The organism is Pseudonocardia sp. ICBG1142, from assembly GCF_020496255.1.
Lineage (GTDB): Bacteria > Actinomycetota > Actinomycetes > Mycobacteriales > Pseudonocardiaceae > Pseudonocardia.
The window spans coordinates 1,853,476-1,878,364 of the sequence record NZ_JAHLJC010000030.1; the positions used below are offsets into that span (position 1 = coordinate 1,853,476).

General features: G+C 71.1%; 29 protein-coding genes and 7 tRNA genes. 17 read left to right on the top strand and 19 right to left on the bottom strand.

Annotated elements, in window-relative coordinates:
* Window positions 1-16: 16 nt before the first annotated feature.
* Entirely contained in the window at window positions 17-346 is a 330-nt protein-coding gene (locus KPL59_RS22980; protein WP_226362143.1) for a hypothetical protein, read from the top strand.
* Between the two features lie 275 nt (window positions 347-621).
* On the opposite strand, the gene KPL59_RS22985 is transcribed toward KPL59_RS22980, so the two are convergent.
* Together KPL59_RS22985 and KPL59_RS22990 are read right to left on the bottom strand one after the other, a co-directional pair.
* Window positions 622-1,431: a hypothetical protein gene (locus KPL59_RS22985; RefSeq protein WP_226361929.1), complete on the bottom strand. Its 810-nt coding sequence runs from the start codon at window positions 1,429-1,431 to the stop codon at window positions 622-624.
* Window positions 1,428-2,480 (bottom strand): DUF262 domain-containing protein, encoded by a 1,053-nt coding sequence (locus KPL59_RS22990; RefSeq protein ID WP_226361930.1) that lies wholly within the window; start codon window positions 2,478-2,480, stop codon window positions 1,428-1,430. Before KPL59_RS22990 ends, KPL59_RS22985 begins: the two co-directional genes overlap by 4 nt.
* 882 nt (window positions 2,481-3,362) lie before the next feature.
* Between KPL59_RS22990 and KPL59_RS22995 the strand changes: the two genes are divergently transcribed.
* Window positions 3,363-3,530 (top strand): hypothetical protein, encoded by a 168-nt coding sequence (locus KPL59_RS22995; protein ID WP_226361931.1) that lies wholly within the window; start codon window positions 3,363-3,365, stop codon window positions 3,528-3,530.
* Window positions 3,531-3,618: 88 nt separating this feature from the next.
* Here the strand turns inward: KPL59_RS22995 and KPL59_RS23000 are convergent.
* The 4 genes from KPL59_RS23000 to KPL59_RS23015 form a co-directional block, all read right to left on the bottom strand.
* A tRNA-Val gene (locus tag KPL59_RS23000) sits at window positions 3,619-3,690 on the bottom strand.
* Window positions 3,691-3,752: 62 nt separating this feature from the next.
* Window positions 3,753-4,280: a TIGR02611 family protein gene (locus tag KPL59_RS23005; RefSeq protein ID WP_226352952.1), complete on the bottom strand. Its 528-nt coding sequence runs from the start codon at window positions 4,278-4,280 to the stop codon at window positions 3,753-3,755.
* 26 nt (window positions 4,281-4,306) lie between these two features.
* The gene (locus tag KPL59_RS23010) at window positions 4,307-5,182 is read right to left on the bottom strand and encodes an anti-sigma factor (protein WP_226352953.1); all 876 of its coding nucleotides are present in this window, start codon (window positions 5,180-5,182) and stop codon (window positions 4,307-4,309) included.
* Window positions 5,183-5,208: 26 nt separating this feature from the next.
* Entirely contained in the window at window positions 5,209-5,886 is a 678-nt protein-coding gene (locus tag KPL59_RS23015) for an RNA polymerase sigma factor (RefSeq protein WP_226361932.1), read from the bottom strand.
* A 279-nt stretch (window positions 5,887-6,165) separates the two neighbouring features.
* On the opposite strand from KPL59_RS23015, the gene KPL59_RS23020 reads away from it, so the two are divergent.
* From KPL59_RS23020 to KPL59_RS23060, 9 genes are all read left to right on the top strand, one after another.
* Window positions 6,166-6,594, top strand: coding sequence for an SsgA family sporulation/cell division regulator (locus KPL59_RS23020; RefSeq protein ID WP_020624097.1), 429 nt, complete (start codon window positions 6,166-6,168; stop codon window positions 6,592-6,594).
* A gap of 156 nt (window positions 6,595-6,750) precedes the next feature.
* A tRNA-Gly gene (locus KPL59_RS23025) sits at window positions 6,751-6,823 on the top strand.
* Between the two features lie 19 nt (window positions 6,824-6,842).
* A tRNA-Val gene (locus KPL59_RS23030) sits at window positions 6,843-6,917 on the top strand.
* Between the two features lie 258 nt (window positions 6,918-7,175).
* Window positions 7,176-7,248: transfer RNA gene (locus KPL59_RS23035), tRNA-Gly, on the top strand.
* A gap of 30 nt (window positions 7,249-7,278) precedes the next feature.
* A tRNA-Cys gene (locus KPL59_RS23040) sits at window positions 7,279-7,350 on the top strand.
* 1 nt (window position 7,351) lies between these two features.
* A tRNA-Val gene (locus tag KPL59_RS23045) sits at window positions 7,352-7,426 on the top strand.
* Between the two features lie 533 nt (window positions 7,427-7,959).
* The gene (locus KPL59_RS23050; protein ID WP_226361933.1) at window positions 7,960-8,115 is read left to right on the top strand and encodes a hypothetical protein; all 156 of its coding nucleotides are present in this window, start codon (window positions 7,960-7,962) and stop codon (window positions 8,113-8,115) included.
* 97 nt (window positions 8,116-8,212) lie between these two features.
* On the top strand, window positions 8,213-8,977 hold the full coding sequence (locus tag KPL59_RS23055; RefSeq protein ID WP_226359735.1) for a transposase: 765 nt from the start codon (window positions 8,213-8,215) through the stop codon (window positions 8,975-8,977).
* A gap of 20 nt (window positions 8,978-8,997) precedes the next feature.
* On the top strand, window positions 8,998-9,345 hold the full coding sequence (locus KPL59_RS23060) for a hypothetical protein (protein ID WP_226361934.1): 348 nt from the start codon (window positions 8,998-9,000) through the stop codon (window positions 9,343-9,345).
* Between the two features lie 4 nt (window positions 9,346-9,349).
* Here the strand turns inward: KPL59_RS23060 and KPL59_RS23065 are convergent, their stop codons facing one another.
* The gene (locus KPL59_RS23065; protein WP_226352956.1) at window positions 9,350-10,096 is read right to left on the bottom strand and encodes an SDR family oxidoreductase; all 747 of its coding nucleotides are present in this window, start codon (window positions 10,094-10,096) and stop codon (window positions 9,350-9,352) included.
* Window positions 10,097-10,209: 113 nt separating this feature from the next.
* Between KPL59_RS23065 and KPL59_RS23070 the strand changes: the two genes are divergently transcribed.
* Window positions 10,210-10,285 (top strand) — tRNA-Gly (locus KPL59_RS23070).
* Window positions 10,286-10,287: 2 nt separating this feature from the next.
* Here the strand turns inward: KPL59_RS23070 and KPL59_RS23075 are convergent.
* From KPL59_RS23075 to KPL59_RS23085, 3 genes are all read right to left on the bottom strand, one after another.
* Window positions 10,288-11,106 (bottom strand): SDR family oxidoreductase, encoded by an 819-nt coding sequence (locus KPL59_RS23075; protein ID WP_226361935.1) that lies wholly within the window; start codon window positions 11,104-11,106, stop codon window positions 10,288-10,290.
* Window positions 11,107-11,165: 59 nt separating this feature from the next.
* Window positions 11,166-11,759, bottom strand: a complete 594-nt coding sequence (locus tag KPL59_RS23080) for a helix-turn-helix domain-containing protein (protein ID WP_075307031.1) — start codon at window positions 11,757-11,759, stop codon at window positions 11,166-11,168.
* A gap of 73 nt (window positions 11,760-11,832) precedes the next feature.
* Window positions 11,833-12,237, bottom strand: a complete 405-nt coding sequence (locus KPL59_RS23085) for a hypothetical protein (protein WP_226361936.1) — start codon at window positions 12,235-12,237, stop codon at window positions 11,833-11,835.
* 74 nt (window positions 12,238-12,311) lie between these two features.
* On the opposite strand from KPL59_RS23085, the gene KPL59_RS23090 reads away from it, so the two are divergent.
* Together KPL59_RS23090 and KPL59_RS23095 are read left to right on the top strand one after the other, a co-directional pair.
* Window positions 12,312-12,566, top strand: coding sequence for a type B 50S ribosomal protein L31 (locus tag KPL59_RS23090; RefSeq protein WP_020624102.1), 255 nt, complete (start codon window positions 12,312-12,314; stop codon window positions 12,564-12,566).
* Window positions 12,567-12,586: 20 nt separating this feature from the next.
* Window positions 12,587-12,886 (top strand): DUF3099 domain-containing protein, encoded by a 300-nt coding sequence (locus tag KPL59_RS23095; RefSeq protein WP_226361937.1) that lies wholly within the window; start codon window positions 12,587-12,589, stop codon window positions 12,884-12,886.
* Between the two features lie 65 nt (window positions 12,887-12,951).
* Here the strand turns inward: KPL59_RS23095 and KPL59_RS23100 are convergent, their stop codons facing one another.
* Window positions 12,952-14,295, bottom strand: a complete 1,344-nt coding sequence (locus tag KPL59_RS23100) for an FAD-dependent oxidoreductase (RefSeq protein WP_020624104.1) — start codon at window positions 14,293-14,295, stop codon at window positions 12,952-12,954.
* A 56-nt stretch (window positions 14,296-14,351) separates the two neighbouring features.
* On the bottom strand, window positions 14,352-15,227 hold the full coding sequence (locus KPL59_RS23105; protein WP_226361938.1) for a metallophosphoesterase: 876 nt from the start codon (window positions 15,225-15,227) through the stop codon (window positions 14,352-14,354).
* 123 nt (window positions 15,228-15,350) lie between these two features.
* Between KPL59_RS23105 and KPL59_RS23110 the strand changes: the two genes are divergently transcribed.
* Complete coding sequence (locus KPL59_RS23110) at window positions 15,351-16,691, top strand: cytochrome P450 (RefSeq protein ID WP_226361939.1); 1,341 nt, start codon at window positions 15,351-15,353, stop codon at window positions 16,689-16,691.
* Between the two features lie 2 nt (window positions 16,692-16,693).
* Here KPL59_RS23110 and KPL59_RS23115 read toward each other — a convergent pair whose 3' ends face one another.
* The 5 genes from KPL59_RS23115 to KPL59_RS23135 form a co-directional block, all read right to left on the bottom strand.
* Entirely contained in the window at window positions 16,694-17,179 is a 486-nt protein-coding gene (locus KPL59_RS23115; protein WP_020624107.1) for a DUF6069 family protein, read from the bottom strand.
* Between the two features lie 102 nt (window positions 17,180-17,281).
* The gene (locus KPL59_RS23120; protein WP_226361940.1) at window positions 17,282-18,355 is read right to left on the bottom strand and encodes a phosphotransferase family protein; all 1,074 of its coding nucleotides are present in this window, start codon (window positions 18,353-18,355) and stop codon (window positions 17,282-17,284) included.
* Between the two features lie 149 nt (window positions 18,356-18,504).
* Window positions 18,505-18,936, bottom strand: coding sequence for a DUF3037 domain-containing protein (locus tag KPL59_RS23125; protein ID WP_083695807.1), 432 nt, complete (start codon window positions 18,934-18,936; stop codon window positions 18,505-18,507).
* On the bottom strand, window positions 18,933-19,814 hold the full coding sequence (locus KPL59_RS23130; protein WP_226361941.1) for a HipA family kinase: 882 nt from the start codon (window positions 19,812-19,814) through the stop codon (window positions 18,933-18,935). The genes KPL59_RS23125 and KPL59_RS23130 overlap by 4 nt, the downstream gene beginning before the upstream one ends.
* Before the next feature lie 145 nt (window positions 19,815-19,959).
* A complete protein-coding gene (locus KPL59_RS23135) occupies window positions 19,960-20,427 on the bottom strand; it encodes a DoxX family protein (protein ID WP_226361942.1) in 468 nt (155 codons plus the stop codon).
* Window positions 20,428-20,898: 471 nt separating this feature from the next.
* Here KPL59_RS23135 and pgi point away from each other — a divergent pair, with 471 nt between their 5' ends.
* The gene (gene pgi / locus KPL59_RS23140; protein WP_226353646.1) at window positions 20,899-22,569 is read left to right on the top strand and encodes a glucose-6-phosphate isomerase; all 1,671 of its coding nucleotides are present in this window, start codon (window positions 20,899-20,901) and stop codon (window positions 22,567-22,569) included.
* A gap of 47 nt (window positions 22,570-22,616) precedes the next feature.
* Window positions 22,617-23,288 (top strand): phosphatase PAP2 family protein, encoded by a 672-nt coding sequence (locus KPL59_RS37125; protein WP_226361943.1) that lies wholly within the window; start codon window positions 22,617-22,619, stop codon window positions 23,286-23,288.
* A 16-nt stretch (window positions 23,289-23,304) separates the two neighbouring features.
* Here the strand turns inward: KPL59_RS37125 and KPL59_RS23150 are convergent, their stop codons facing one another.
* Together KPL59_RS23150 and KPL59_RS23155 are read right to left on the bottom strand one after the other, a co-directional pair.
* On the bottom strand, window positions 23,305-23,883 hold the full coding sequence (locus KPL59_RS23150) for a hypothetical protein (protein WP_226361944.1): 579 nt from the start codon (window positions 23,881-23,883) through the stop codon (window positions 23,305-23,307).
* A 126-nt stretch (window positions 23,884-24,009) separates the two neighbouring features.
* Complete coding sequence (locus KPL59_RS23155) at window positions 24,010-24,816, bottom strand: Fpg/Nei family DNA glycosylase (RefSeq protein WP_226361945.1); 807 nt, start codon at window positions 24,814-24,816, stop codon at window positions 24,010-24,012.
* Window positions 24,817-24,889 lie beyond the last annotated feature (73 nt).

Consider the following 24,889-nt stretch of genomic DNA (forward strand, 5'->3'; position numbering starts at 1 on the left):
CGACGCCACCACCCTGGTGCTCGGGTTCCACTACGGGACCGGCGGCGTCGAGGACCCGGCGAGCCCGTCCGGTGAGCCCGGCACCCGCGCCGCCCACATCCGGCTCCGCGACGGCCGCAGCAGCCTCGATCTCTTCGACCCCACCACATTCACGACGTTGGAAGTGCCCGCCGACGCCGTCGACCCTGAGGATCTGCCGCGCTGGGAACGCGTCTATCGCCAAGCCGTGACCATCCGACCGGATGGGGTTCTCGCAGCTCACCCCTCACCCGCGCCGAGTACCTCGGCGTTAAGGCAGAAGCTGTCGCTTATGCCTGGTCGCCTCGTATCGTCTTATGTCGTCTGAGCTGCCGCTTCCTGACGGCCCGTGTCAGCCAGTTTCGGATGCGCCCGGCGGTCCCGCTCCGGAAATGCTCCGCCTCCACGCGCCTGGACCGAAGCGCCATCTCCTCGACCTGGCAACGCCAGACCGCGCGGCACGTCGGGCGCGGCGGCTCGCCCGCCGCCGCCGACCTTGCCAGACCTGCGCCCGGCGTGCCGTATGGTAGTCCTCCGGGAGGTCGGGTAGATGGCGCACCCCCCTCCCCGAGATCTGCCACCCGGCGAGGGCTCGTCGTCCGTTCACGAACCAGGAGGCTTATTCAGGATGATCATGAAGCAAGGCGCTTCCCCAGGCCAGCGTCTCAACGCAGCAGTCTGTTGAGCGTCCCTGAATAAGCCTCCAGGGGCCTGCGCCGCTTGGATGGGTCGGGAGTTGGTCAGCCCGTCGAGCCACTCGCACACCGTCAGTCCCACGTGATCAAGCAGGGATCGAAGCTGGGTCGTGATCTTGACTAGATCTGCCGTATTACGCGACTTCCCGACATCGACGGGGTCGATATCCCAGTGAGCTACGTCATTACGCTTCTGCGTCAGTTCGCGCATCAGCAGTGCATCTGCAGGGATATTGTGCCAGTGGCCGGGTAAGTCAAGGAGAACCCAAAGGGCTTCGAACTGGGCAACAGCTATTGTTGTGCCATCGGCAAGCGCAAGATCGTCACCGAATGCGGTCATTGGTCTTGCGTCACTTGCATGCTGGAAAGCTTCCGCCAGAAGACCAACTCGTGCAATCAGCGTGCGAGTCGTCCGCTGATTGCATTTCTGAAAGGAGCTTGCAGCAAGCACAGCGAGAAGTGATGATGGAACATCCGATCGCTGCAGTCGCAGACTCAAGACATCATCCGATATTGCGGCCGGTAGATCGCGCATCAACTTCTCTAGGATTCCACCACAAACAACGTAGGTCAATGCTCGACTCATGGCGAACACGCCTTCTTTGTCAAACTTGTCTGGATGATTTTTGGCAATCGCTCCTAGCGCGTGAAGACGCCGCGCCTCGCGGTCGACAAGGTCAGTTGCGGCGTCGAATAGATCCTCGGTCTGCCACGTCATGGTTGGAAGATTTGCTCGGCGCGATCGAGCCGGGCGTGGAATGTCGTACGCGTGTTGGTTCCTTTCGTGCTCGCTTGGACGAGCGCTGGGTCGTCCTGCCAACCGGGACGTGGCGTGACCGGCTCCGCACCTGACCGGAGAACCCGGCCTATTCCAACGAGCACGGCCTCCAGCTGATTTACCGGGGTAATGTTAGTCCGCGAGCGAAGAAATGGCTTGCCGTCGGTAACCTTAGCTAGGTGTGCAACCACCTTCGTAAAGAGTTCTCGATCGTCGGCCAGGTCGGTGTCAGCCGCTCTCTCGCCCATGTACGAGTTCAAGAACTGGGTAACTTTTCCGTCGTACGCGTCGGCACTATTCAGGTAGGCAAAGAACTTGAGGACAATCTCCTCAAATGTGGCATTGCTTTGGTTCTGCTGCTGCAGCTTTACAGTATCTCTGAAGTTCTTGTCGCGACTAAGGTCGGCGACCATTGTGTTGAACGGTCCGCGATAAACGCAGCCTCGAATCTCCTGCGGAGTCAGCGCGACTGCCCCGACGTTCAGGCGTCGAAATAGCTCGAAGCGCACGTCCAAGTCGGATTTGTCCGAGAGGACCTGGACTCGCAGGTAGCGCCGCTCAAACATCAGTCGCACTGGGCGAGGTAGATCGATGAACCCGGTTGCATTGAATACTTCAAGGGTGGATAGCGCCTGGAGCCTTAAGGGGCGGTCCGCAAACTTCAGGTCCTCGGACTCTTGGGCGTCGATTCCTAGGTAGCGCAACACCGTGCAAATCCGTTGGAGCCCATCGACGACTTCCCAGGTTCCATCGAGATTCGTGGCGACAAAGATTGGAGGAACGGGAAGCCCTAGCAGAAATGACTCAATAAGGGCGCTCTGCAAGTCGTCGTTCCACCGAAACTGGCGCTGGAACTCTGGCGCAATTCTGATCTCGCCCTCTTCTGCCATGCGGGCAAGCTCGCGCAAGGAGAGATCAAAAAAGTCTGTGTCGACGCTTCGGCGGTGCACGTCGAGTGCTTCTTGGAGGGCAAGCGCCGATCCAGTCACGCGCAAGTCATAGCACCTCGAGGGGTCCTGAGGGTTGCAGCCCCGCGCGAGCGCTTGCGGCTGCATCAGACACAGTGCCGCGCGGCGCCGTCGGCGCCGCCTTGACGAAGCAATGGATAGTTGCGACACCGCAGCGCTACCGTGACACCAGCGGCAGGTCGATCGCGGGAGGACGCTCTGAGCTACGACACGTTGGGGCTGTGGCTTGGCCTGCTGGGCACGGGGGGTGCCGTGGTCTGCACGGCCGCCATGTTCGTGATGCATGTAGGGCGCCGCCCCGATCGCGACGTGCCGCGTTGGCTCCCGATGAGCTTCTTGGTGCTCAGCTTCGGCACGGTCGTCAACACCATCGGCACGATGAGCGAGTGGTGGGCGGTATCCATCGTCGGCACTCTCACCGCCATGGGAAGCATCGTCTACCTGGTTCGACGTTCCCTACTCCTCCGTCGTAGCGGTGGGAAGCCAAGGACGGACACCGGATCGCCAGAGGTCTGAGCTGCTAGAGCGCTACCTCCACCGGCAGGAAGACGCTAGCTGCGATGCCGCAATCTCGCCCTCGCCGAGGCTCGACGGCTTGCCCGTCAGCTCCCTCGAACGGACTTGGCCCACGGCGCCTCGGTGATCTCGTGCTGCTCGAACAGGAACGACCCAACTTCGGTCAAGACCTCCAGCGCGGCACGGGCAGAGCCGCGGGGCTGCCGTCAGGTGTCGTGCGGGACCGTCACCTGGGTCGGACGCAGCTCCAGGAGCTCGGCGACGCTCATTGACCGGGGTCATCTGCCGGCCCAGGATCTCCGGCCACAGGTACGCCTCGTCGATGTCTCGGCCGACACCTCGCCAGCTGCACCCCAATGGACGCCACGCGAGCTGCGGCACAGCTTCGTGTCCCTGCTGCCCGACAGCGGCATGACCGTCGACCAGATCGCCCGGCTGGTCGGCCACGCGGGCAGCAGCTCGGTCACCGAACTCGTCTACCGCAAGCAGATCCGCCCCGTGATCGACGAAGGCGCCACCGCCATCAACGACCTGTTCCCCGGGGAACAGCAATAGTCAGGCAGTTGGGCAAGCAGGACCCATCGAACACACGAAACCCCTGGTCGGTTCTCTCACTACAAGGAACTGACCAGGGGTTTGACTGTGGGCGATACTGGGATCGAACCAGTGACCTCTTCGGTGTGAACGAAGCGCTCTCCCCCTGAGCTAATCGCCCTCAGTGGTGAAACCAACTCTACACAGCCCGTCCCCCCGCCGTTCACGGGGGTCGCCCGTGGATCAGCGCGGGCCCGTGACCAGCTCCGATCCGGGTACGGGCACCGGCGGGGGCGGCGGCTGGAGCAACGGCAGCAGCGGCGAGTGCAGCCACTCCCAGTGGATCCCCACCCAGCCTCCGACCGTCGCGAAGATCCCGAACAGCCACGCGCAGACCGCGACCGTGCCGAGGATCAAGGTCATCACCAGCAGCTGCACGACACGGTTCTGGCGGCCCATCCAGGCGACCCAGCCGTCGTAGCGGACGCGGACCCAGTGCAGGAGCCGCTGGGCCCAGCTGAACTCGGCGGCGAGCACGCCCAGGCCGAGGAAGATGATCGCCCAGCCGGGACCCGGCGCGGGCAGCGCGATGATCCCGATGATGACGATCGCGGTGCCGAGGACCCCCATGGTGATGCGGTAGGTCAGGTCCAGCACCGGGCTGCGGGCCACCCCCGCCCGGAACGCACGGTAGCGGACCTTCGCCCGCCGGTACTTCCTGCGGACGCCGGTGTACCGGCGCCCGGAGGTCGTGCTCCCGGCCGCCGTCACACCGATGCCGTCCTTCTCCGTCGTACTCAGGTCTCCACCTGCCCGGCCGCGACTACCTTGGTCGGCGCGGGAGGGGCCTCCCTTCCGCGCTCGAGCGAGACGGCGTATGTCCCGTAGCTCCCGCTGTCGGGCGATTCTACGGATACCGGTCCCGACTGCCCCGCTCGCACGTCGAACGTGCCGATCGCCCGCGGAGTTCCGTCCCCGTTCAGCCCCCACAGGACATAGGTCTGGTCGGCGGGCTCGTTCGGGTCGAGCCCCATCGGCATGACCTCCCGCTGTCCGTCCTTCATCACGACGGCCGCGACCATCGGTCCCCCCGGCTCGGGGGACAGGAAGGCGTGCGGGGTCCCGGGCTGCGCGATGGCGGAGAGTACGTCGCGCATCTCCTGGGCCTGCGCGAGGCTCGCGTCACGCTCGGCCTGCATCGACCGCATCTGCCCGACGACGACTCCCCCGCTGACGATCACCGCGAGTGCGACGGCCGCGGCGACCAGTACCCGACCGGGGCGGCGCAGCCACCCGTTCCGGGCGCGGCCGCGTCCGGGCCCCGCCGGCGGGCGTGTCGCGGCGACGGTGGGCCGCTCGGACCCCGACGGGCGCGCCCCGCCCTCGGGCGAGGCGCCGGAGGACGCGACGTCGTCGCGCAGCGCGTGGCGCGGGACCGCCCGGTCACCCGCCCGTCCGACCTGCGGGGTGTTCCGGGCCTGCTCCAGGATCGCGTCGCGCAGCGACGCGGGCGGTTCCACCTGCTGCACCGCGCCGCCGAGGACGGTGGTCGTCTCGGCCACGTCGGCGGCGAGCCGACGGCACTCGTCGCAGCCCTCGAGGTGCTGCAGCACCTCGATCTCCTCGTCGGGCTCGAGGGCGTGGAGCGCCCAGCCGACCGTCTGCTCGTTCATCGGACAGGGCCTCCCCTCGTTGTCGTTCACGACAGCCCTCCCGCCAGGTCCGCCCCGGCGTCCCCGACCACGGGGCCCAGCAGATTCCGGAGCTTGGCCACCCCGGTGAACATGCGGGACTTCACGGTGCCCAGCGGCACCCCTGTCATCGCGGCCACCTCGCGTTGCGTGTAGCCGCCGTAGTACGCCAGTGCCAGGACCTTCCGCTGGTCGGCGGGCAGCTGATCGAGCGCGTCACGCACGTGGCCCGCGACCAGCGCGCCGATGGCTCCCTCGTCGGCGCCCGGCCCGGGCGGGGCGTTCCACTCCGAGCCGTCCTCCGACGCCGGGACGGTGCGACGCCGGATGGCGCTCTCCCGTCGGACGGCGTCGACGGACTTGTGGTGCACCAGGGTCAACAGCCAGGTGCCGAACCGGCCCTTGGCCGGGTCGAAGCGCGACGGGTCGCACCAGAAGGCCAGGAAGACCTCCTGGACGACGTCCTCGGCGAGACCCTCGTCGGCGCAGATGCGGCGTGCGAGGGAGTAGGCCTGGCGCCCGAACCGGTCGTACAGCTCGCCCAGTGCGGTCGAGTCCCCGGACACGATCCGTTGCACGAGATGCGCGTCCCCGGCGTCGTCGCGACGTGACGGATCACGGCGCGCGGCAGGCCCGGCGGCCCGCCCGTGCTCGGGGCGGTCCGGCGGATCGGCGATGCCTGCCACCAGCGTTGTCCTCACGATTGCTGTGTTCGGTGTCCGCACCCGTTCCGGTTCGGACTCCGACGAGAGTAGTCGTTCTGCGCTGCGCGGCTCACACGCCAGGACGGCGCCGAGCCCCGTTCAGCCCTGTCGTCGCACGCGGTGAGTTACACCGTTGTGACTCGATCGGGGGTCATCCCACGGTGACCCACGTTCATGCGCATCGAACCCGTCACCCCGAGGCCTTCTCTCTCGTTCCCACACTGACGCCCCACGCAACGCCCCCACGAAAGAGGATCACCGATGCGCGACGAGTCCAAGACGATCCGGGCGACGGCCATGTTCGAGCTCATCGCTCCGGACGCGCCCGTCGTGCCCGTGAAGGTCGAACTGTCCTACACGAGCCGCGACCCCTACGCCGTCCAGGCCTCGTTCAAGACCGGCCACGACACCACGGTCGACTGGGTCTTCGCCCGCGATCTGCTCGGCGACGGCCTGGTCGACTCCGCCGGCACCGGCGACGTCCGAGTGCAGCCGATGAGCGACGACCCGACCCGGATCGAGCTCGAGCTCACCTCCCCCTCGGGCCACGCCCTGTTCACCACCTCTGCGGCGACGCTGTCGGAGTTCCTGCAGGCGACCTACGACGCCGTGCCCGCCGCCGCCGAGTACTCGTGGCTCGACTTCGACGCCGCCCTCGCGGACCTGCTGGACACCACCGCCCGGGACTGAACCGAGGCACCCCACCACCGGGCGGAGCACGTCTCCGCACGTGAGAGGATATCCGGTGGTGGAGAGAGGGGGCGGTCGGACCCCCCTCGGGGCGGGTGCTAGTGTTCTCTCACCGCGCCGCGGACGGGCCTCACGGCCCGGGACGCGGTGCACGGTGCGGACGTAGCGCAGCTGGTAGCGCATCACCTTGCCAAGGTGAGGGTCGCGGGTTCGAATCCCGTCGTCCGCTCGGAGACTTCTCTTCCCACGCGCGATTAGCTCAGCGGGAGAGCACTACCTTGACACGGTAGGGGTCACTGGTTCAATCCCAGTATCGCGCACCATTTCCCGGATCCCCGGGGCCGCATTTCGGCCTCGGGGATCTTACTTTTCCCGGGCGTGACCGGATCTCCGACCCGCCGTCTCCGACCCGCCCGCGAGGGGCCGGCAGCGCGCTCCCCCGGACGCCTCCGGCCGTCGTGGCACCGCCGACCTGGGCAGACGATCATCGGGTACCCCCTCGACAGCGGCCACGGACCGTGCGCTACTGTTCTCCCAACGCACCGGGAACTCGCGGAAACGCTTCGGGAACAGTGCGACATGCGGACGTAGCGCAGCTGGTAGCGCATCACCTTGCCAAGGTGAGGGTCGCGGGTTCGAATCCCGTCGTCCGCTCTGCCGGGCCGCGACAGCAGGCCGGTTTCCGGCGGCGTGGCCGAGTGGCTTAGGCAAGGGCCTGCAAAGCCCTGTACGCGGGTTCGATTCCCGCCGCCGCCTCGCGCGATTAGCTCAGCGGGAGAGCACTACCTTGACACGGTAGGGGTCACTGGTTCAATCCCAGTATCGCGCACCATTCCCGGATCCCCGGGGCCGGATCTCCGGCCCCGGGGATCTTGCTTTCCGAGCTCATCAACTTTGACGAAGATGCCGAATCGGGGCTAACGGGCATCCGCACTCCCGCGACGACGGAAGAGTTCCGACGTTCGGGGGTACACGATGACCAGTCCGCAGCAGCGCCACGGTGCACATCGGCGCCAGTCGGCCGGCTTCTCCCCTCCCCCACAGCTTGATCCGTCAGGCGGGCAGGCTCCGTGGTGGGTCATCCCGGCCCAGCGCACCGCCGAACCGGCTCCCACGCCCACCCCGCCCCCCGTCCGCCCTCCGAGGTGGACGCTAGCTCTGGCCGTCGGGGTGGTGGCGACAATGGCGATCATCGGCGCGGCAGTTGCCTCGGCTGGCCCGCGCGACAGCGCCCAGAGTGGCACAGCCGCGGCACCTGCGGCAGCCCCGGCGGTCGCCCCACCGACCTACAGCTACAGCCCTCCGACGACACCCGCACCGCCTCCGGAGCCTGCGCCGCAGAGCCTCACAGGGACGGGAGACGAGGTGGTGCGCCTCGACACTCCTCGTGACACGGCGATCGTCGCGTTCTCCTGCAAGGACTGCTCCAGCAACGTGATCGTCAAGTCGGATGAGGACACCCTCGTCAACGAGATCGGAAGCTACTCCGGAACAACGTTGAGGCTTATTCAGGCCCCGTGAAATAACGATCTAGCCCGGCGTGTCGGGTTGGGCGACAGCCCGTCCATCGCGAATATTGGTTTGCCGAATCAATCCGAGATGAACGGGCTGCCGCAGTATGTACTATACCACTGGTTTCCGGCGTGATGAAATTCAGGATCTTGTCGCTATAGTGTATGAGCAGGATCAGCGGGACGCGACGGAGGCACGTTTGTCTTGGCCGCCGGTTCTGGGGTTGTTCTGGTCGGTGGTGATCACGTTGGCGTATCTGCGCGGGAATCGTGTGCAGTGGGAGTTGGCGGAAACCTATGGGGTGTCGCAGTCGACGGTTAGTCGAGCGATCACGGGGGTGACACCGTTGCTGGCACAGGCGCTGCGGAGTGTCGTTCCGACGGCGGAGGAGCTTTGTGCCGATCGGCAGTACATCATCGATGGAACCTTGCTGCCCTGCTGGTCATGGGCCGCGGTGCCGGGTCTGTGGTCGGGCAAGCATCGCACCACCGGCGTCGTCGTCCAGGTCGCAGCCACCCTGGAAGGGCAGCTGTCGTGGATCTCCGACCCGACCCCAGGCTCCCGACACGACCTATATTGCCTCGACCAATCCGGCGCCCTCGACCACCTCGCCACATACCCCCCGATCGGCGATAAAGGATACATCGGGCGCGGCATGCTCACCCCGTTCAAAAAACCACCCGGCCGGGAACTTCTCGACTGGCAAAAAACATTCAACAAGAGCCTCAACCACACACGCGCCACCATCGAACGAGTCATCGCCCATATCAAAACGTGGAAAGTTCTCCACACAGACTACCGGCGGCCCTACGCCACATTTAAAACGACAATCTCGGCAGTCATCGGACTCATCTTCTACACACTTACCTGACGGAGCCTGAATAAGCCTCGTTGTACGGCATTCGGGGATCGTCCTCGACCGCTCCCCTCACCCGGCTCCAGATCACCGCGGACGCCGCATGGACGCTGACGATCGGAGGCATCAACACCGCACGCGAGGTCGGCTCGTTCCCACTGACGGGATCCGCGGACGACGTCGTCATGGTCGACTCCCCACGCGACGTTGCTAGCCTCACTCACGATGGCAGCAGCAACTTCGTCGTCTACGCCATCAGCGGCTCCGACTCCGACCTCGTCGTGAACGAGATCGGCGCATACGAGGGGACAGTCATACCTCCCGCCGACGGTGGACGCCTACTACTCGTCATCACCGCCGACGGGAACTGGACAGTCGACTGAGGGTTCACCGCACCTGTTCCACCGGCCGCACCAGCACCTCGTTGACCGCCACGTGCCGCGGGCGGGTCACGATGTAGACGACGGCGTCGGCGATGTCGGCCGGCTGCAGCACCCCGCGCTCGCCCGTCGAGGTCACGTCCGGCGCGTACTGCGCACCCGAGGTCGTCATCTCCGAGGTGACGAGGCCGGGCTCCACGAGGCCCACCCGCACGTGGCGTTCGGCGTACTCCTGGCGCAGCGCCTCGCAGAACGCGCCGACCCCGTGCTTGGTGGCCGCGTAGACGTTGCTGTGCGGGGAGGGGACCCGCCGTCCGGCCGCCGAGCTGATCGTCACCACGTCGGCGACGCCGCGCGGGCCACCGGCTGCCGTCGCCAGGTGCGGCAGGGCCGCGTGCGTCGCCGACAGCACGCCCATGAGGTTGACGTCGATCATCCTGCGCCAGTCCGCGACGTCGGCCTCGGCCGCCGGGCCCCAGGCCCCGACGCCGGCGTTGTTGACCAGCACGTCCAGCCCGCCGTGCTGCTCGACCACGGCCGCCACGGCGGCGTGCAACACGTCGTTATCGGTGACGTCCACCGGGTGCACCGACGACCCCGGCAGCGAGTCCGCCAGCTCCTCGAGCCGGTCCCGGCGCCGGGCCAGCAGCGCCACCGTCGCACCCTCGGCCGACAGCGCCCGTGCGGTCGCCTCACCGATGCCGCTCGACGCTCCCGTCACGATCACCGTCGTCCCGTCCAACCGTCCGCTCATGACGGCGGTGTACCCGCACCCCGGGCGCAGTAATGATCATCGCCGGGGTGCGGCGCGGAGACCGGGATCCGGTGGGCTATCGTGGTCGGGCACGCACCGGGGACGGTGCGCATGCGGACGTAGCGCAGCTGGTAGCGCATCACCTTGCCAAGGTGAGGGTCGCGGGTTCGAATCCCGTCGTCCGCTCCACCTCACCCGGGGCGCCACCCGTTCCGGTGCCGCGCGAACCCACCTTCGGAGTCGATCACCTGTCCGGTGATCCAGGCCGCCTCGTCGGTGCACAACCAGGCGATCAGCCGGGCCGGGTCGTCCGGCTCACCGAACCGGCCGAACGGGAACATCGGGGCCATCTCGCGGAACGCGTCCGCGCCGAGGTAGCCGGTGTCGACCGGCCCCGGGTTCACCGTGTTGAGCCGCAGCCGCCGGTCCGCGAGCTGGTCGGCCAGGGTCGGGGTGATCCCCGCGACGGCCGCCTTCGCCGCGGCGTAGGCCACCTCACCGGGCATCGGCCCGCGTGCCTGCCCCGAGGTGAGCAGGACGGCCGCACCCCCGGGACGGGTGTCGTCGTGCGCATTCGCCCACGCCTGGACCAGCAGGATCGAGGCACGCGCGTCGACCGCCCAGTGCCGGTCCAGCTCCACGGACAGCTCCCCCAGCGGGCCGTCGGACCCCGACAGCGCCTGGTTGGCGACGAGCAGGTCCACCGGCCCGGCGAGCTCACGGGCGGTGTCGAGCAGCCACTGCGGCGCGGACGGGTCGGCGAGGTCGGCGTGCACCCCGGCGACGGGCGCCGTCGCGTGCGTCCGCACCTCGGCCAGCGCGTCGTCGACGTCGTCGGCGCCCCACGGCTGCGCCGCGTCGTGCGGGGCGAAGTGGTGCACGACCACGGCCGCGCCGTACGCGGCGAGCCGGCAGGCGGTCGCGTGCCCGATCCCTCCGCGACGGCCACCGCCGGTCACGAGCGCGGTCCGGCCGCGCAACGGCATCGGGTCCCGGCGCAGGGTGCTCACACCCCGACCCTGCCCGACCACGACCCGGCCGCGCGAGGGAGAAAGCGGGCGGACCGGGCTCAGTGGCGGCCCGGACCCGCTGCGCCGTGGCTGAGGTGTGCGTGCTCGCTCTGCAGGCTGAACAGCGCGAGCGTCTCGGCGGGCCGGTCGTCGGCACTGCCGATCCAGTGCGGTGTGCCGGTGTCGAACTCGACGACCTCGCCGGGATCGAGGAGGTGCTCGGTGTCGTCGAGGACCAGCCGCACCCGGCCGTCGAGGACGTAGAACCACTCGTAGCCCTCGTGGGTCTGCAGGGCGGTCGTCGCCGACGCGGCCGCCGGAGGGTAGATCACTTTGAAGGCCTGGACCCCACCACCGCGCCTGGTCAGCGGGACGAACACCAGCCCGCGGTGGCGCACCGGGCGCAGGTGGATGCGGGGGTCGCCGGTCGGTGGTGCCTGCACCAGGTCGTCGAGCGGGACCCCGTGGGCCCGGGCCAGGGGCAGCAGCTGCTCCAGCGTCGGCCGCAGCTTCCCGGTCTCCAGCCGGGACAGCGTGCTCGCGGTCAGGGAGGTCTCCGCGGCGAGCTGGTCGAGGGTGGCGCCGCGGCGACGGCGCAGGTCCCGCAGCCGCGGGCCCACCCCGGCGAGCACGTCACGTCCGGTGTCGTCCACACCGCCAGGTTGCCGATCGGCAAGGTTCCTTGCAAGACGGAGCGGCGGGCCCGGCCTCTCGGAGAGGCAGGCATCAGACCCGGGCCGTCTCCGGGGTGATCGCGCAACGCAGCCGTGCGGGCAGTGCCTGCGGGTCGGGCGCGCCGTCCTGGAGCCAGCGGGTCACCGCGCGGACGTCGTCGGTGCTGCGGACCGGGCCGACCGCGACCACCGGCGACTCGGGACGGGTGCGGGTCGCGTCGCAGGCCTGCACCAGCAGCATCAGCCCGGGCCGGCGGACCGCACAGACGCCCGGCCCGAGCCGGCACCCGGTGGTCACGAGCACCCCGTGGGCGCTGTCCTGCACCACCGCGCGCAGACCCTCCACCAGCACCTCGTCGATGCCGGGCAGGGCTGCGACGGTGCCGTGCGCGTCCTCGTCGAATCCCGACGGCGCGTGGGCACAGGCCCCGCACCGGACCACCGTGAACCCGTCCACCGGCACCCCTTCCTGCAAACAGTAATCATTGTCGATTACTATGACGGCAACACCCGCGACGCAGGAGGAACACCGTGAAGCCCGGCATCCACCCCCCGTACGGCCCGGTCGTCTACCGCGACACGTCCACCGGCGACGAGTTCCTGACCCGGTCGACCGAGACCTCGCGCGAGACCGTCGAGTGGTCGGACGGGAACACCTATCCCCTGATCAAGGTGGACACGACCTCGGCGTCGCACCCGTTCTGGACGGGCAACGCGCGGGTGCTCGACGCCGCGGGCCAGGTCGAGAAGTTCCGCCGCCGCTTCGGGGAGCGCACGCGCGGCTGACCCCGCGTAGCGTCGGCGGCATGCGCCGCCGTCGCGAACGGGTCCAGGTCGTCACCGACCTGACCGAGCCGCTGGCGGTCGAGCACGGTCGTCGCATCCGGATCCGGCTCGTCGCGATGGCGGTGTGGATCGCGGGCTGGATCGTCGCCGGCGCCCTGTGGCGCGACGGGTGGCTGGCCACCGCGATCCTGCTGGCCAGCGGCCCGGGAGTGTGGGTGCTGTGGTGGCTGCTCGTCCCGTCCCGGGAGCACGGACGGCGCGAACCGGTCGGCCGCCGGCCCCCGCGGGCACTGCCCGCGCCGCGGGACCCGCGGGAGTGATCGGGTGGGCGGCCGCGGAGTTCCGCGACCACCCACCCCGGCATCCGGCGTCGTGGGCCGGAAGGTCATCCCGTTCTGCTGATCTCCACCATGTCCTCGCGCGGCACGACCTTCGTCCGCTCGCGGCCGCGCGCCTCGCCGAGGCTGCGCTCGTGCTTGTCGAGCGCGAGCCAGCCGCTCCAGGTCGTGTACGCCACGCCCCGGCGCTCCAGCAGCGCCTCGACCTCCGCCGGATCGCGGCGGGGCGCCCGGGGCAGCTGCGGGGCGTCGGCCAGCAGGCTCGCGACGGTCTCCGACGCGCAGCCCTTGGTGTGCCCGATCAGCCCGACCGGTCCGCGCTTGATCCAGCCGACGGCGTAGACGCCGGGCAGCTCCTGGCCGTCGATGTCGTGCACCCGCCCCTTGCGGTGCGGCAGCACGCCGTGCTCGTGGTCGAACGGCAGATCGGCCAGGTGCGAGCCGGTGTAGCCGATCGCCCGGTAGACCGCACCGACCGGGAAGTCGGTGAACCGGCCGGTGTCGCGGACGTCGCCGTGGCCGGTGTACTCGGTGCGCTCGATCCGGATGCCCTCGACGCGGTCGGTGCCGAGGATCCGCTCGGGGCGCGAGAGGAAGTGCAGGTGCACCCGGCGCGGATCGCCGCGCCGGTCGCGCAGCGCCCACCCCTGCAGGGTCCGCACCACCATCTCGACGTGCTTGGCCGAGCGGACCTCGGCGGCGGCGACGTCGTCGAACTCGACGTCGGCCGGGTCGACGATCACCTCGACGCCCGGGACGTGGTCGAGCTCGCGCAGCTCCATCGGGCTGAACCGGGCGTGGGCGATCCCGCGACGGGCGAACACGTGCACGTCGGTGGCCGGGTTGCGGGAGAGGCCGGCGTGGACCGAGTCCGGGATCTCGGTGCTCGCCAGGTCCTCGGCGGTGCTCGCCAGGATCCGGGCGACGTCCAGGGCCACGTTCCCGGCACCGATCACCGCGACCGACGACGCGTCGAGCGTCCAGTCCCGGGGCACGTCGGGGTGGCCGTCGTACCATTGCACGAAGCTGGCGGCGCCGTGGCTGCCCGGCAGGTCGATCCCGGGGACGTCGAGGTCCCGGTCCCGCTCGCAGCCGGTGGCCGCGACGACCGCGTCGTAGTGCTCGCGCAGGTCAGACAGGGTGATGTCGGTCCCGACGTGGACGTTGCCGAACAACCGCACACCGGGGCGGTCCAGCACGCGGTGCAGGGCGTGCACGATCTGCTTGATCCGCGGGTGGTCCGGGGCGACGCCGTAGCGGACCAGCCCGAACGGTGCGGGCAGCTTCTCGAACAGGTCCACGGTGACGTCGGCGTCGGACTTCAGCAGGGTGTCGGCGGTGTAGACGGCGGCCGGACCGGCACCGATCACGGCGACGCGCAGCGCAGTCATCGTTCTCCTCGGGTGTCGACGGACCCCGAGGCTATAGCAAGGTAAGCCTTGCCTAACTATGATGCAGGCAACACCGTGCGCGGCAACTGGTCCGGGAAGTGCCCGCCGACCCGTTCGGAATGGCGTCGCCACTCCCGCGGGTAGCCCAGCGACACCTCGACGAACGGCACGCCGTCGACGGTGACCGTGCGCGGGATGTGCAGGTGACCGTGCACGACCGCCCGGGCCCGGTAGCGGCGGTGCCAGTCCGCCGTCGCCGTCGTCCCGCACCAGAGCGCGAACTCCGGGTACCACAGGACGTCGCAGGGCTCGCGGACCAGCGGCCAGTGGTTCACCAGGACGGTCGGCAGGTCCGGGTCGAGCGCGTCGAGGCGGGCGGCGGTGGCGGCCACCCGGGCCGCGGACCACTCCGCCCGCGTCGCGTACGGGTCCGGGTGGAGCAGGTACTCGTCGGTGCAGACGACACCGGCGGCGTGGGCCGCGGCCAGCCCCTCCTCCGGGGTCGAGGTGCCGGCGGGCAGGAACGAGTAGTCGTAGGGCACGAACAGCGACGCGACGACGACCGGCCCGCCCGGCCCGTCCCACACCGGCCACGCGTCCTCCGGGGTCAGCACCCCGATCTCCCGGCAGCGGCGGACCAGCTCGTCGTAGCGGGCGACACCGGAGAGCCGCTCGACCGAGTCGGCCCGGACGTTCTTGGCGCGGGTCCAGAGCTCGTGGTTGCCCGGTGTCCACAGCACCCGGGCGAAGCGGTCGCGCAGCGCGGCGAGCGTCGCGACGACGCTCTCGATCCGTTCGTCGACGTCACCTGCGACGATCAGCCAGTCGCCGGGGTGCGACGGGCGCAGCCCCGCGGCGATGTCGCCGTTCTCCGCGTACCGCACATGCAGGTCACTGACCGCGAGCAGGCGCGGCTCCCCGACGGCGGTCACCCGTCATTGGTACCCGGTGACCCCGGGGCCACCCCCCGCCGGGGCGGCGAAACGCGCCTACCCGCGGTAACTTACCCCTGGTAGCTTCGGATTCGAGCTCGACGACGAGGCGGGGAGGCCGGCATGGCGGCATCGCGAGGCGTACGACGGTGGATCCGGTGGGTGCTGCGGCACGGGGCGATGCGCCAGGAGGTGACCCGCCAGGCGGGCAAGGGCGACCTGGGCGCCCACATGATCATCAGCCCGGAGGTGGTCCGGGACCCGTACCCGGCCTACGAGCAGATCCGTGGTCAGGGCCGGATGGTGCGCTCGGCCCTGACCTGGACCACGGTCGACCACGAGATCACCACCGAGGTGCTGCGCAGCCCCGACTTCTGCGTGGGCATGCGCATGCCGGAGAACGCCCCGGGCCTGCTGCGCGCGCTGCTCGCGGCGGGCGGGACCTGGCCGCTCGGGCCGGCCGAACCGCCGTCGCTGCTGGCGATCGACCCGCCGGACCACAACCGGATCCGGAAGCTGGTCACCCGCTCGTTCAGTGCCAAGGCGATCTCGTCGCTGCGCGGACGCACCGAGGAGATCGCGGCGCAGCTGCTCGCGGACCTCGAGGCCCGGGCCGGCGCCGACCGGCGCACCGACGTCATCTCCGGCTACGCCTCGCTGCTGCCGGCCACGGTCATCACCGAGATGCTCGGCGCCCCGGTGGAGATGCGGGAGCAGTTCCTCGAGTGGGGCGCCGGCGGGGCCTACTCCCTGGACATGGGACTGGACTACGCGAAGTTCCGCCGGTCCGAGCGCGACATCGACGCGCTCACCGAGTGGATGGCCGGGCACTTCGAGCGGCTGCGCCGCGAGCCCAACGACTCCATCCTGTCCTCCCTGGTCGCCACCTACGACGAGGAGGAGGGCCGGCTCACCCACGACGAGCTGCTGTCGCTGGCGATGCTGCTGCTCGCCGCGGGGTTCGAGACGACGGTCAACCTGATCGGCAACGGCACCCGCCTGCTGCTGACCCACCCCGACGAACTCGCCCGGCTGCAGGCCGACCCGGCGCTGTGGCCGAACGCCGCCGACGAGATCCTGCGCTACGACTCCCCCGTCCAGCGGACCGCGCGCGTCGCCGCCCGCGACACCGAGGTGTGCGGGTTCCCGGTCGAGCGGGGCGCGCTGGTGGTCACCCACCTCGGCGGTGCGAACCGGGACCCGGAGGTGTTCCCCGACCCGGCCCGCTTCGACGTCGGGCGCGAGGGGGCCGACCGGCACGTCGCGTTCAGCCAGGGCATCCACTACTGCCTGGGTGCGGCACTGGCGAAGATGGAGGGCGAGGTCGGGCTCCGGGCGCTGTTCGACCGCTACCCCGACCTGCGTGCCGACGGCCCCGCCGAGCTGCGCGGGACCCGGGTGCTGCGCGGCTACCGGACGCTGCCGGTCCGCCTGGGCGACGCCCGGGTCCCCGTCGACGTCTGAGCTCAGGCCCGGTTGGTGGCGCTGGTGACCGTCGTCGTCACCAGGCTGATGATCGACATCCCGATGACGAGGTGGATCACCGCGGTGGCGATGCGGACCGTCCAGGGCTGCTCGGTGAGGATCAGCGGGGACACCGCGGCCAGCGCGGTGAGCAGCCCGGCGATCCAGCCGAAGTAGGACATCGGGCTCGGCACCGCGACCAGCAGCAGGTGCGCGAGACCGGTCGCCGCGAGACCGGCGACCGCCGCCCAGATCGCGAGGCTCTGCGCCGCGGCCCACCCGTCGAGCGGCTCGGAGACGGCCGGGGCCAGGTACGGGATCTGCAGCAGGACCTGGAGGATCAGCAGCCCCACCAGGGCGATCAGCGCGGCGGTCACCGCCGTCGCCACACCGCCGGCCCACAGCCGGCCGGGGTTCACCCCGCTGCGGGGACGCGGCCGGGCGGTCTCCCGGCTCATCTCTCGGGTGCGGTCGTCGGCCTCGGACATCGTCGTACTCCCCCGGTCGCGGACGGGCCGTGCGCGGCGTCGGTGCGGCGCCGCGCGGCGGTGACCACCCGCGCCGGGTGATCACCTGTGGTGGGCAGCAGACTACGCCCCGCGACGACGCCCCGTCCGCCCCCGCCGCAACGCGGCGAGTGCGGCCTCCGCGTCGGCGACCACCCGCTCGCCACGGCGTTCCAGGGCCTCCCCCGACTCGGCGCCCGAGCCCATGTTGCCCTGGGCGTACCGCGTCCAGACCCCGGCCCCGATGCAGGCGCAGCGCCAGTGCGCGAACGCCACCCAGTACGGCAGCTGGTCCAGCGCCCGCCCGGAGCGGGCGGCGTAGCGGGCGGCGACGAGGTCACGGTCGGGCCAGCCGGGCGCCGCGGTCGGGCCGCTGGTGATCGCGGGCAGGGTGTCGCCGGGACGCTCCCAGGACGCCAGCAGCCACCCGAGGGCGGCCAGCGGTTCCCCCAGGGCCGCCAGCTCCCAGTCGAAGACACCGGTGATCCGGCCGCCGCGGAACGACAGGTTGCCCGGCCGGTAGTCGCCGTGCGCGATCCGCGGACCGTCGGACGGCTCCGGCGGCATCGCCTCGACCAGTGCGGCGTGCGCGGCGTCGAGCGCGGCGAGGTCGGTGAACGCGCCGGCGTGCGCCTGCCGGTGCCAGCGGCGCAGCTGCCGCTCCAGGTAGCGGCCGGGCCGCGTCAGGTCGGCGAGCCCCACCTCGGTGGGGTCGACGGAGTGCAGTGCGGCGAGCACCTCGGCGGTGTCGAGACCGCAGGCCCGCCGTTCCGGTTCGGGGACGGCCTCGCCCGCGGCGCGGTCCCCCGGGACGACACCGTCGACCCAGCCCATCAGGTAGAAGCCGGCGCCGAGCACCGCGGTGTCCGTGCAGAGGGCGACCGGCTCCGGCACCGGGACCGCGGTGCCGGCCAGTGCGGTCAGGAAGCGCCACTCCCGGCCCATGTCGTGTGCGGTGGCGAGCACACCCCCGGTCGGTGGGCGGCGCAGTGCGTACGGCGTGCCGCGGGCGTCGGTGATCCGGAAGGTGAGGTTGGAGTGTCCGCCGGAGATCCGCTCCACGGCCACCGGGCCGTCGCCGAGCTCGACCTGCGGCACCTCGGCCGCCAGCCAGCGGGTCAGGGCGACCGGGTCCACCCCGTCGTGTGCGTCGGTCATCCCCCGATGCAACATGATCGCCCCCGCGCCGACCAGCCCCCGGACGGAGAACGCCGGCACGTCCTCCGGGCAGGACCGCGCGACCAGTGGCACCGGCGGCACCGGCGGCACGGCCCTGGGTTCCCCGGCACCGGCCCAGGCGTCCGCGCCTAGGACGGTGGCAGGACGAGCCGGGCCAGCAGGCGTTCGGCCTCCGCGGCCGGGTCCGCGGTGAGCCCGGTGTGCACCGGGCCGGGGCACACGATGGTGCTGCGGGCGGTGGTGAGGCGCCGGAAGCGGCGTCCGATGTCCTCCCCCGCGCCGGGGCCGCGAGCGGCCAGCGCGCCGGTGGCGTGCCGGTCCGACCGCGGCGGCTCGGGTACCGCGGCGACCGCGGCCACGGTCGCCAGCAGCTCGTCGACGGCGTCGGCGTCGGCGGTCGGGTCGAGCGCGGCCAGCCGGGCACGGTCGAGGTGGACGCGCACCGCGAGGACGTCGCGGGCCCGGCAGTGCAGCAGCACCCCGGCGTTCATCGACTCCCCGCGTTCCACCCGCGGCACGACCCGCAGCAGCGCGTACTCGTAGGGGACGAGGTCGCTCACCGGTCCTCCCCGCCGCCGACGCCACCGATCCGCAGCCACGGTGGACGGCGGGGCGCCCGGTCGACCGGCCGGGGTCTGCCCGCGGCCACCGTCGCGGCGACGCCCGGCAACCAGTCCCCGCGTGCCGCGACCCGGGCCAGCAGGGCCTCGGCGTAGGCGGCACGGACGGCGTCGGGACCGCCGACGCCGTCGACGTCGGCGATCCACTCGTCGGGGACGAGCGCCAGCACCTCGTCGAGCAGGGCCGGGGTGACCTGCGGGGCGAGCGCGGCGTCGGCGGCGTCGAGGTCGGGGTGCGCACCGAGCAGCACGTGGTCGCCGGCGTCGAACGGACGGTGGGCGAACCGCGACGCGGCCGACCAGTCGTGGGCGAAGGTGAGCGTCGCGCCGTGATCGATCAGGTAGGGCCTGCGGTGCCAGAGCAGCATGTTCGAGTTGCGCCAGGAGCGGTCGACGTTCCCGACGAGCGCGTCGAACCAGAGCACCCGCCCGGCGAACCCGGGCCCGACGTCGAACGCGACCGGGTCCAGGTCGAGCGCCCCCGGCAGGAAGTCGACGGCGAGGTTGAGCCCGTCGGAGTTCCGGAGCAGCTCCTGGACCTCCTCGTCGGGCTCGGTGCGCCCGAGCGTCCCGTCGACGACGATCGTCGCGATCCGCGGGACGGGCAGGCCCAGCGCGCGGGCCAGCTCCCCGGAGACGATCTCGTTGACCAGCACCGGACGGCCCTGCCCGGCGCCGGTGAACTTCACCGCATAGGTGCCGAGGTCGTCGGCCTCCATCAGTCCGGGCAGCGACCCGCCCTCGCGCAGCGGGGTCACGTACCGGATCGCGGTCAGCCGGGGCAGGGCCCGCTTCTCGGTCGTCGGCTCCTGGCTCACCCGCGGAGGTTAGCGCCGGACGTGCGAACGACCCGCACCCCGTGGCGTCGGGGTGCGGGCCGTGGTCGCGCTCGCCGGGCGGGCCGGTAGGAGGATCACCGGCCCGCCCGGCTCCGGGGCGCGCGGGCGGGCCGGGAGGTACGGGTCAGACCGAGACGGTCTGGCGCGGGATCGCCTGGGTCTGCTCCATGCGGCGGGCCGCCTGGCGGGCCAGGAGCTCGTCGACGCTGAACCGGCCCGGGCCGCTGGACATGAGGATCAGCGTGGCGCAGATGATCGTGCCGACCAGCGCCCAGCCGTTGTCGGCCATGAACAGGCCGTTCTTGCCGTGGACGAACCAGATCGCGCCGGCCATCACGAAGGTCATCAGTGCACCGGGGACGACCATGCGGACACCGAGGGCGACCGAGAGCGAGAACACGAGCTCGACCACGATCGTGAACGCCGCCGCGCCGATGGCCAGCGGGATGCCGAACTTCGCGAACACGGCGGCGGTGTCGAACAGACCGGCGTCGATCTTCTTCCACGAGTGCATGACCATGATGTAGGCCAGCAGCAGACGGGCGACGAGCAGCGCGACGTCGCGCGGGGTTCCGGTCAGGGAGCGGTACACGGTTCCTCCAGGAGCGAGCTGGTCACCGCGGGTGAGCTCGTCACCACGGAATGCACAAGACCCTAAGCGCACGAACGTGCTACTCTGCCGAGTTCAGCAACTCTGCGCGACGAAATGGCCGCACGGCGCGACGAGGCGCACCGGACGGCCGGTCACCCAACCGGGGAGCGCTGCGGCCGGTGCGTCACGCGGCACGACCGGACGAGCGGTCGCCTCACGGGCGCATCACCGCAGGTCACGAGCACGGAGGGTCGCACCTTCCGTGCGGCCATCACCCGCATGTCGCAGTAGTTCGACGACCACTCCGCAGGGGGTCACCGACGGTCGTCACGTCGTGCAGCCCGGCGTTCCGGACGTGCCGCTCGTCCCGCGGATCGTCGCGTACGACGGGCGGTTCGCCCGAGCGGCCCAGCGACGCGCCCCGGCTCGTGCCGGCGCGCTCGCGCCGGGGTGCTGCGCCATGATGGCCGCGTGTCCGACACGAACAGCCACGACATCACGGCGACCACGGAATGGACGGCGCTGACCGAGCACGCGGCGGAGGTCGAACCCCGACACCTGCGGTCGCTGTTCGACGACGACCCCGACCGCGCTACCGCCCTCACCGCCACCGGCGCCGACCTGGTGCTCGACTACTCCAAGCACCGCATCACCCGAGACACCGTCGGTCTGCTGACGGACCTGGCGCGCGCGGCCGGGCTGCCCGCGCGCATCGAGGCGATGTTCACCGGTGAGCACGTGAACACCTCCGAGGACCGGGCGGTCCTGCACACGGCCCTGCGGCTGCCGCGGGACGCGTCGCTCACCGTCGACGGCCAGGACGTCGTCGCCGACGTGCATGCCGTGCTGGACCGGATGGGCGAGTTCACCGACGCCGTCCGCTCCGGGGCGTGGACCGGGTTCACCGGGCAGCGGATCCGCACCGTGGTCAACATCGGCATCGGTGGCTCCGACCTGGGCCCGGTCATGGCCTACGAGGCGCTGCGGGACTACGCCCAGCGCGACCTCGAGTGCCGGTTCGTGTCCAACATCGACCCGACCGACCTGTACGAGAAGACCCGCGACCTCGACCCGGCGACGACCCTGTTCGTCGTCTCGTCGAAGACGTTCACCACCCAGGAGACGCTCACCAACGCCCGCAACGCGCGGTCCTGGCTGCTGTCCGGGCTCGGGACGGACGACACCGGAGCGGTCGCGAAGCACTTCGCCGCGGTCTCCACGAACGCCGAGAAGGTGGCGGAGTTCGGCATCTCCACCGACAACATGTTCGGGTTCTGGGACTGGGTGGGCGGGCGCTACTCGGTGGACTCGGCGATCGGCCTGTCGCTGATGTGCGCGATCGGCCGCGAGCACTTCGCGGAGTTCCTCGCCGGCATGCACGCCATGGACGAGCACTTCCGCCACACCCCGCTCGAGCAGAACCTGCCGGTGATCTCCGGGCTGCTCGGCGTCTGGTACTCGAACTTCTTCGGCGCCGACACCCGCGCGGTGCTGCCGTACTCGCAGTACCTGCACCGGCTGCCCGCCTACCTGCAGCAGCTCACCATGGAGTCCAACGGCAAGTCGGTGCGCGGTGACGGCACCCCGGTCACCACCACCACCGGCGAGATCTTCTGGGGCGAGCCGGGCACCAACGGCCAGCACGCGTTCTACCAGCTGCTGCACCAGGGCACCCGGCTCGTGCCGTGCGACTTCATCGGCTTCGCCCGTCCGCACCACGACCTGCCCGGCGAGGACGCGGCCGACTCCCACGACCTGTTCATGGCGAACCTGTTCGCCCAGTCCGCGGCGCTGGCGTTCGGCAAGACCGCCGCGGAGATCGAGGCCGAGGGCACCCCGGCCGACGTCGTGCCGCACAAGGTGATGCCGGGCAACCGGCCGTCGTCGACGGTCCTGGCCGAGAAGCTGACCCCGTCGGTGCTGGGGCAGATCATCGCCTTCTACGAGCACGTCACCTTCGTCGAGGGCACGATCTGGGGCATCGACTCCTTCGACCAGTGGGGGGTCGAGCTCGGCAAGGTCATGGCCAAGCAGTTCGGGCCCGCGCTCTACGGCTCGAACCCGCCGGACGCCGCCGAGTCCGGTCTCGACGCGTCCACCGCCGCGCTGATCGGTCGCTACCGCGCCTGGCGCGGTCGCTGAGACCCCTCGCCCGGCGGGGCCCCGTCCCGCCGGGCGAGAATCGCCCGGTGAACGATCCACGGTCGGCCCCGCTGCGGGCCCGCGTCACCGGTCCGGTCGCTGCGGCCCTGCTCGTGCTCGCCGGGGTGCTGATCGCCCTGGCAGCGACGGGGGTGCTGCAGAGCGGTGACACCGAGACCGCGATCGGACTCGCCGCGGACCGGATCCCGGGGGTCACGGTGGTGGCGCTGGTGGTCACCGAGCTCGGGAACACCGTCGGCAGCACCGCGGTCGCCCTGGTCGGCGCGGCCGTGCTCGCGCTGCGCGGCCGGGCCGCCGAGGGGCTGTGCCTGGCCGCGGTGCCGCTCGTCGCGAGCGTGGTGTTCACGGTGATCAAGCAGCTGCTCGACCGGGCCCGCCCACCCGCGGACCTGCAGGTCACCTTCATCGCGAACGAGTCCCTGCCCTCCGGACACGCGACGATGGTCGCCGCCGCCTGGACGGCGCTGGTGCTCGTGCTGTGGCCGGTGCTGCGCCCGCGCGGCCGGGTGCTGCTCACCGCGTTCGCGGTGCTGTGGGCCGGAGCCGTCGGGTTCACCCGCATCTACCTGGGCGTGCACTGGCTGTCCGACGTACTCGCCGGATGGACGCTCGGGGCGGCGCTCGCGTTCACCGGGGTGACGGTGCTGTCGCTGGTGCTCGACCGGCGGACCCGGCGACGGGACGTCGCCGCGGCCTGACCCGGCCCGACGCCGGTCAGGCCCCGGGGTCACCGTCCGGTGTCCCGGCGCCGGTCAGGGCGCCGGTGACCCGCGTGGCCCGCTCCCCCGCCGCGGCGAGGGTGCGGGCGTGGTCGTGCCAGGCACCGATGTCCTCGCGCAGCCACGCCGCGCGCAGTGCCTCCGTCGCCGTCGTCCACTGCCGCAGCAGCGCGACCCCCTCGGCGGCGCCCGCGGCCTTCCGGTGCGTGCGCAGCGCACCGGTCATCGCGAGCACGGCACGCGTCGCGGTCGCGACCTTCCCGGTGATCTCGATCGGCACCGGGAGTCCCGCCGTGGCCTGGGCGACGGCGGCGGCGCGGGTCAGCAGCAGCACCGCGGCCACCACCGCGACCAGCACGACGACCGCCGGCGCCCAGAACGCCGCGCCCGCCACCGGGGTGAACGCGAGCACCAGCACGACGAGCAGCAGCGCGGGGACCGCCCACCGGACCCCGCGGGCGGTCCGGGCCAGGAGGTGGGCCCGGCGCTGGACCCCGGGGTCGGGTGGGGTGTCGTCGGCGCGCACGAGGCCGCGGTCGACGTACAGCAGAGCAGTGTCGGACGCGTCCGGCATGGGGTGATTGTGCACGGCTCCCGGGAGGGTGGAACCGCGGGATTCGCCTACCCGGTGGGCGAGCTCGCCGACGTCACGTCCGGCCGCGCGGACGGGGGCGGACACGTGCGGTCGCTCAGCCCGGGTTCAGACCTGCTCCCGCGGGCACCACCAGGTCGACCGCCCGCCGACGGTCCCGTGCACCATCTCCGTCCCGCAGCGCGGGCAGTGCCCGCCCGGACGCCGGTGCTCGACGACCTCACCGGTGTGGACGCCGCCGTGGGCGATGGCCCGCTCCAGCGCGCGGCCGAGGTCGCGGTGCAGCCGGTCCAGGTCGGCGCGGGTCAGGTCACGGACCGGGACCGTCGGCGAGATCCTCGCCTGCCACAGTGTCTCGTCGGCCAGCAGGTTCCCGACGCCGGCCAGCACGGACTGGTCGAGCAGCCGGGCCTTCACCGCCGACGTGCCGCGCAGCAGGCGTTCGCGGAACTCGGCGGGGTCGATGCCCTCGGCGTCGGGTCCGAGGCCGGACAGGTCGGGGTCGAGCCGGACCCGGCCGAGACGGCGCTTGTCGAACAGCCGGAGCTGCCCGCCGTCGTCGAAGGTCAGGGTGAACCGGTCCCACTCGGCCTTGCGCGGCTGCCGGTCGGGGCGGGCCGGGCCGCCGCCGATGCGCTCGCGCCCCGAGTTCGTGACGACGATCCGCCCACCCATCCCGAGGTGCACGCCCAGCGCGGGGCCCGCGTCGCCGTCCGCGGTCGCGGTGTCGCACCAGAGGGTCTTGCCGATCCGGTTCGCCCGGGTCAACCGTCCGCCCTCGAGTGCCGAGGCGATGTCGCCGGGCCGGTGGGGGCGGCAGACCCACTCGTCGCGGTCGTCGACGTCGGTGATCGTCCGGCCGACGGCCTCGGCGAGGACGGTGCGTGCGTTCTCCACCTCGGGCAGCTCGGGCATGACGACCAGTGTGGCGCCGTCGGGGAACACCCGCGCGCCGGTCGGTCGTTGGGGCCGGTGTGACGGTCGGTGA

Excerpts from the sequence above, each read along its gene's own strand:
- KPL59_RS22985 (WP_226361929.1), bottom strand. The coding sequence starts at position 1,431 with ATGACGTGGCAGACCGAGGATCTATTCGACGCCGCAACTGACCTTGTC.
- KPL59_RS23010 (WP_226352953.1), bottom strand. The coding sequence starts at position 5,182 with ATGAACGAGCAGACGGTCGGCTGGGCGCTCCACGCCCTCGAGCCCGAC.
- KPL59_RS23020 (WP_020624097.1), top strand. The coding sequence starts at position 6,166 with ATGCGCGACGAGTCCAAGACGATCCGGGCGACGGCCATGTTCGAGCTC.
- KPL59_RS23055 (WP_226359735.1), top strand. The coding sequence starts at position 8,213 with ATGTACTATACCACTGGTTTCCGGCGTGATGAAATTCAGGATCTTGTC.
- KPL59_RS23065 (WP_226352956.1), bottom strand. The coding sequence starts at position 10,096 with ATGAGCGGACGGTTGGACGGGACGACGGTGATCGTGACGGGAGCGTCG.
- KPL59_RS23095 (WP_226361937.1), top strand. The coding sequence starts at position 12,587 with ATGCGCCGCCGTCGCGAACGGGTCCAGGTCGTCACCGACCTGACCGAG.
- KPL59_RS23100 (WP_020624104.1), bottom strand. The coding sequence starts at position 14,295 with ATGACTGCGCTGCGCGTCGCCGTGATCGGTGCCGGTCCGGCCGCCGTC.
- KPL59_RS23110 (WP_226361939.1), top strand. The coding sequence starts at position 15,351 with ATGGCGGCATCGCGAGGCGTACGACGGTGGATCCGGTGGGTGCTGCGG.
- KPL59_RS23115 (WP_020624107.1), bottom strand. The coding sequence starts at position 17,179 with ATGTCCGAGGCCGACGACCGCACCCGAGAGATGAGCCGGGAGACCGCC.
- KPL59_RS23120 (WP_226361940.1), bottom strand. The coding sequence starts at position 18,355 with ATGACCGACGCACACGACGGGGTGGACCCGGTCGCCCTGACCCGCTGG.
- KPL59_RS23150 (WP_226361944.1), bottom strand. The coding sequence starts at position 23,883 with ATGCCGGACGCGTCCGACACTGCTCTGCTGTACGTCGACCGCGGCCTC.
- KPL59_RS23155 (WP_226361945.1), bottom strand. The coding sequence starts at position 24,816 with ATGCCCGAGCTGCCCGAGGTGGAGAACGCACGCACCGTCCTCGCCGAG.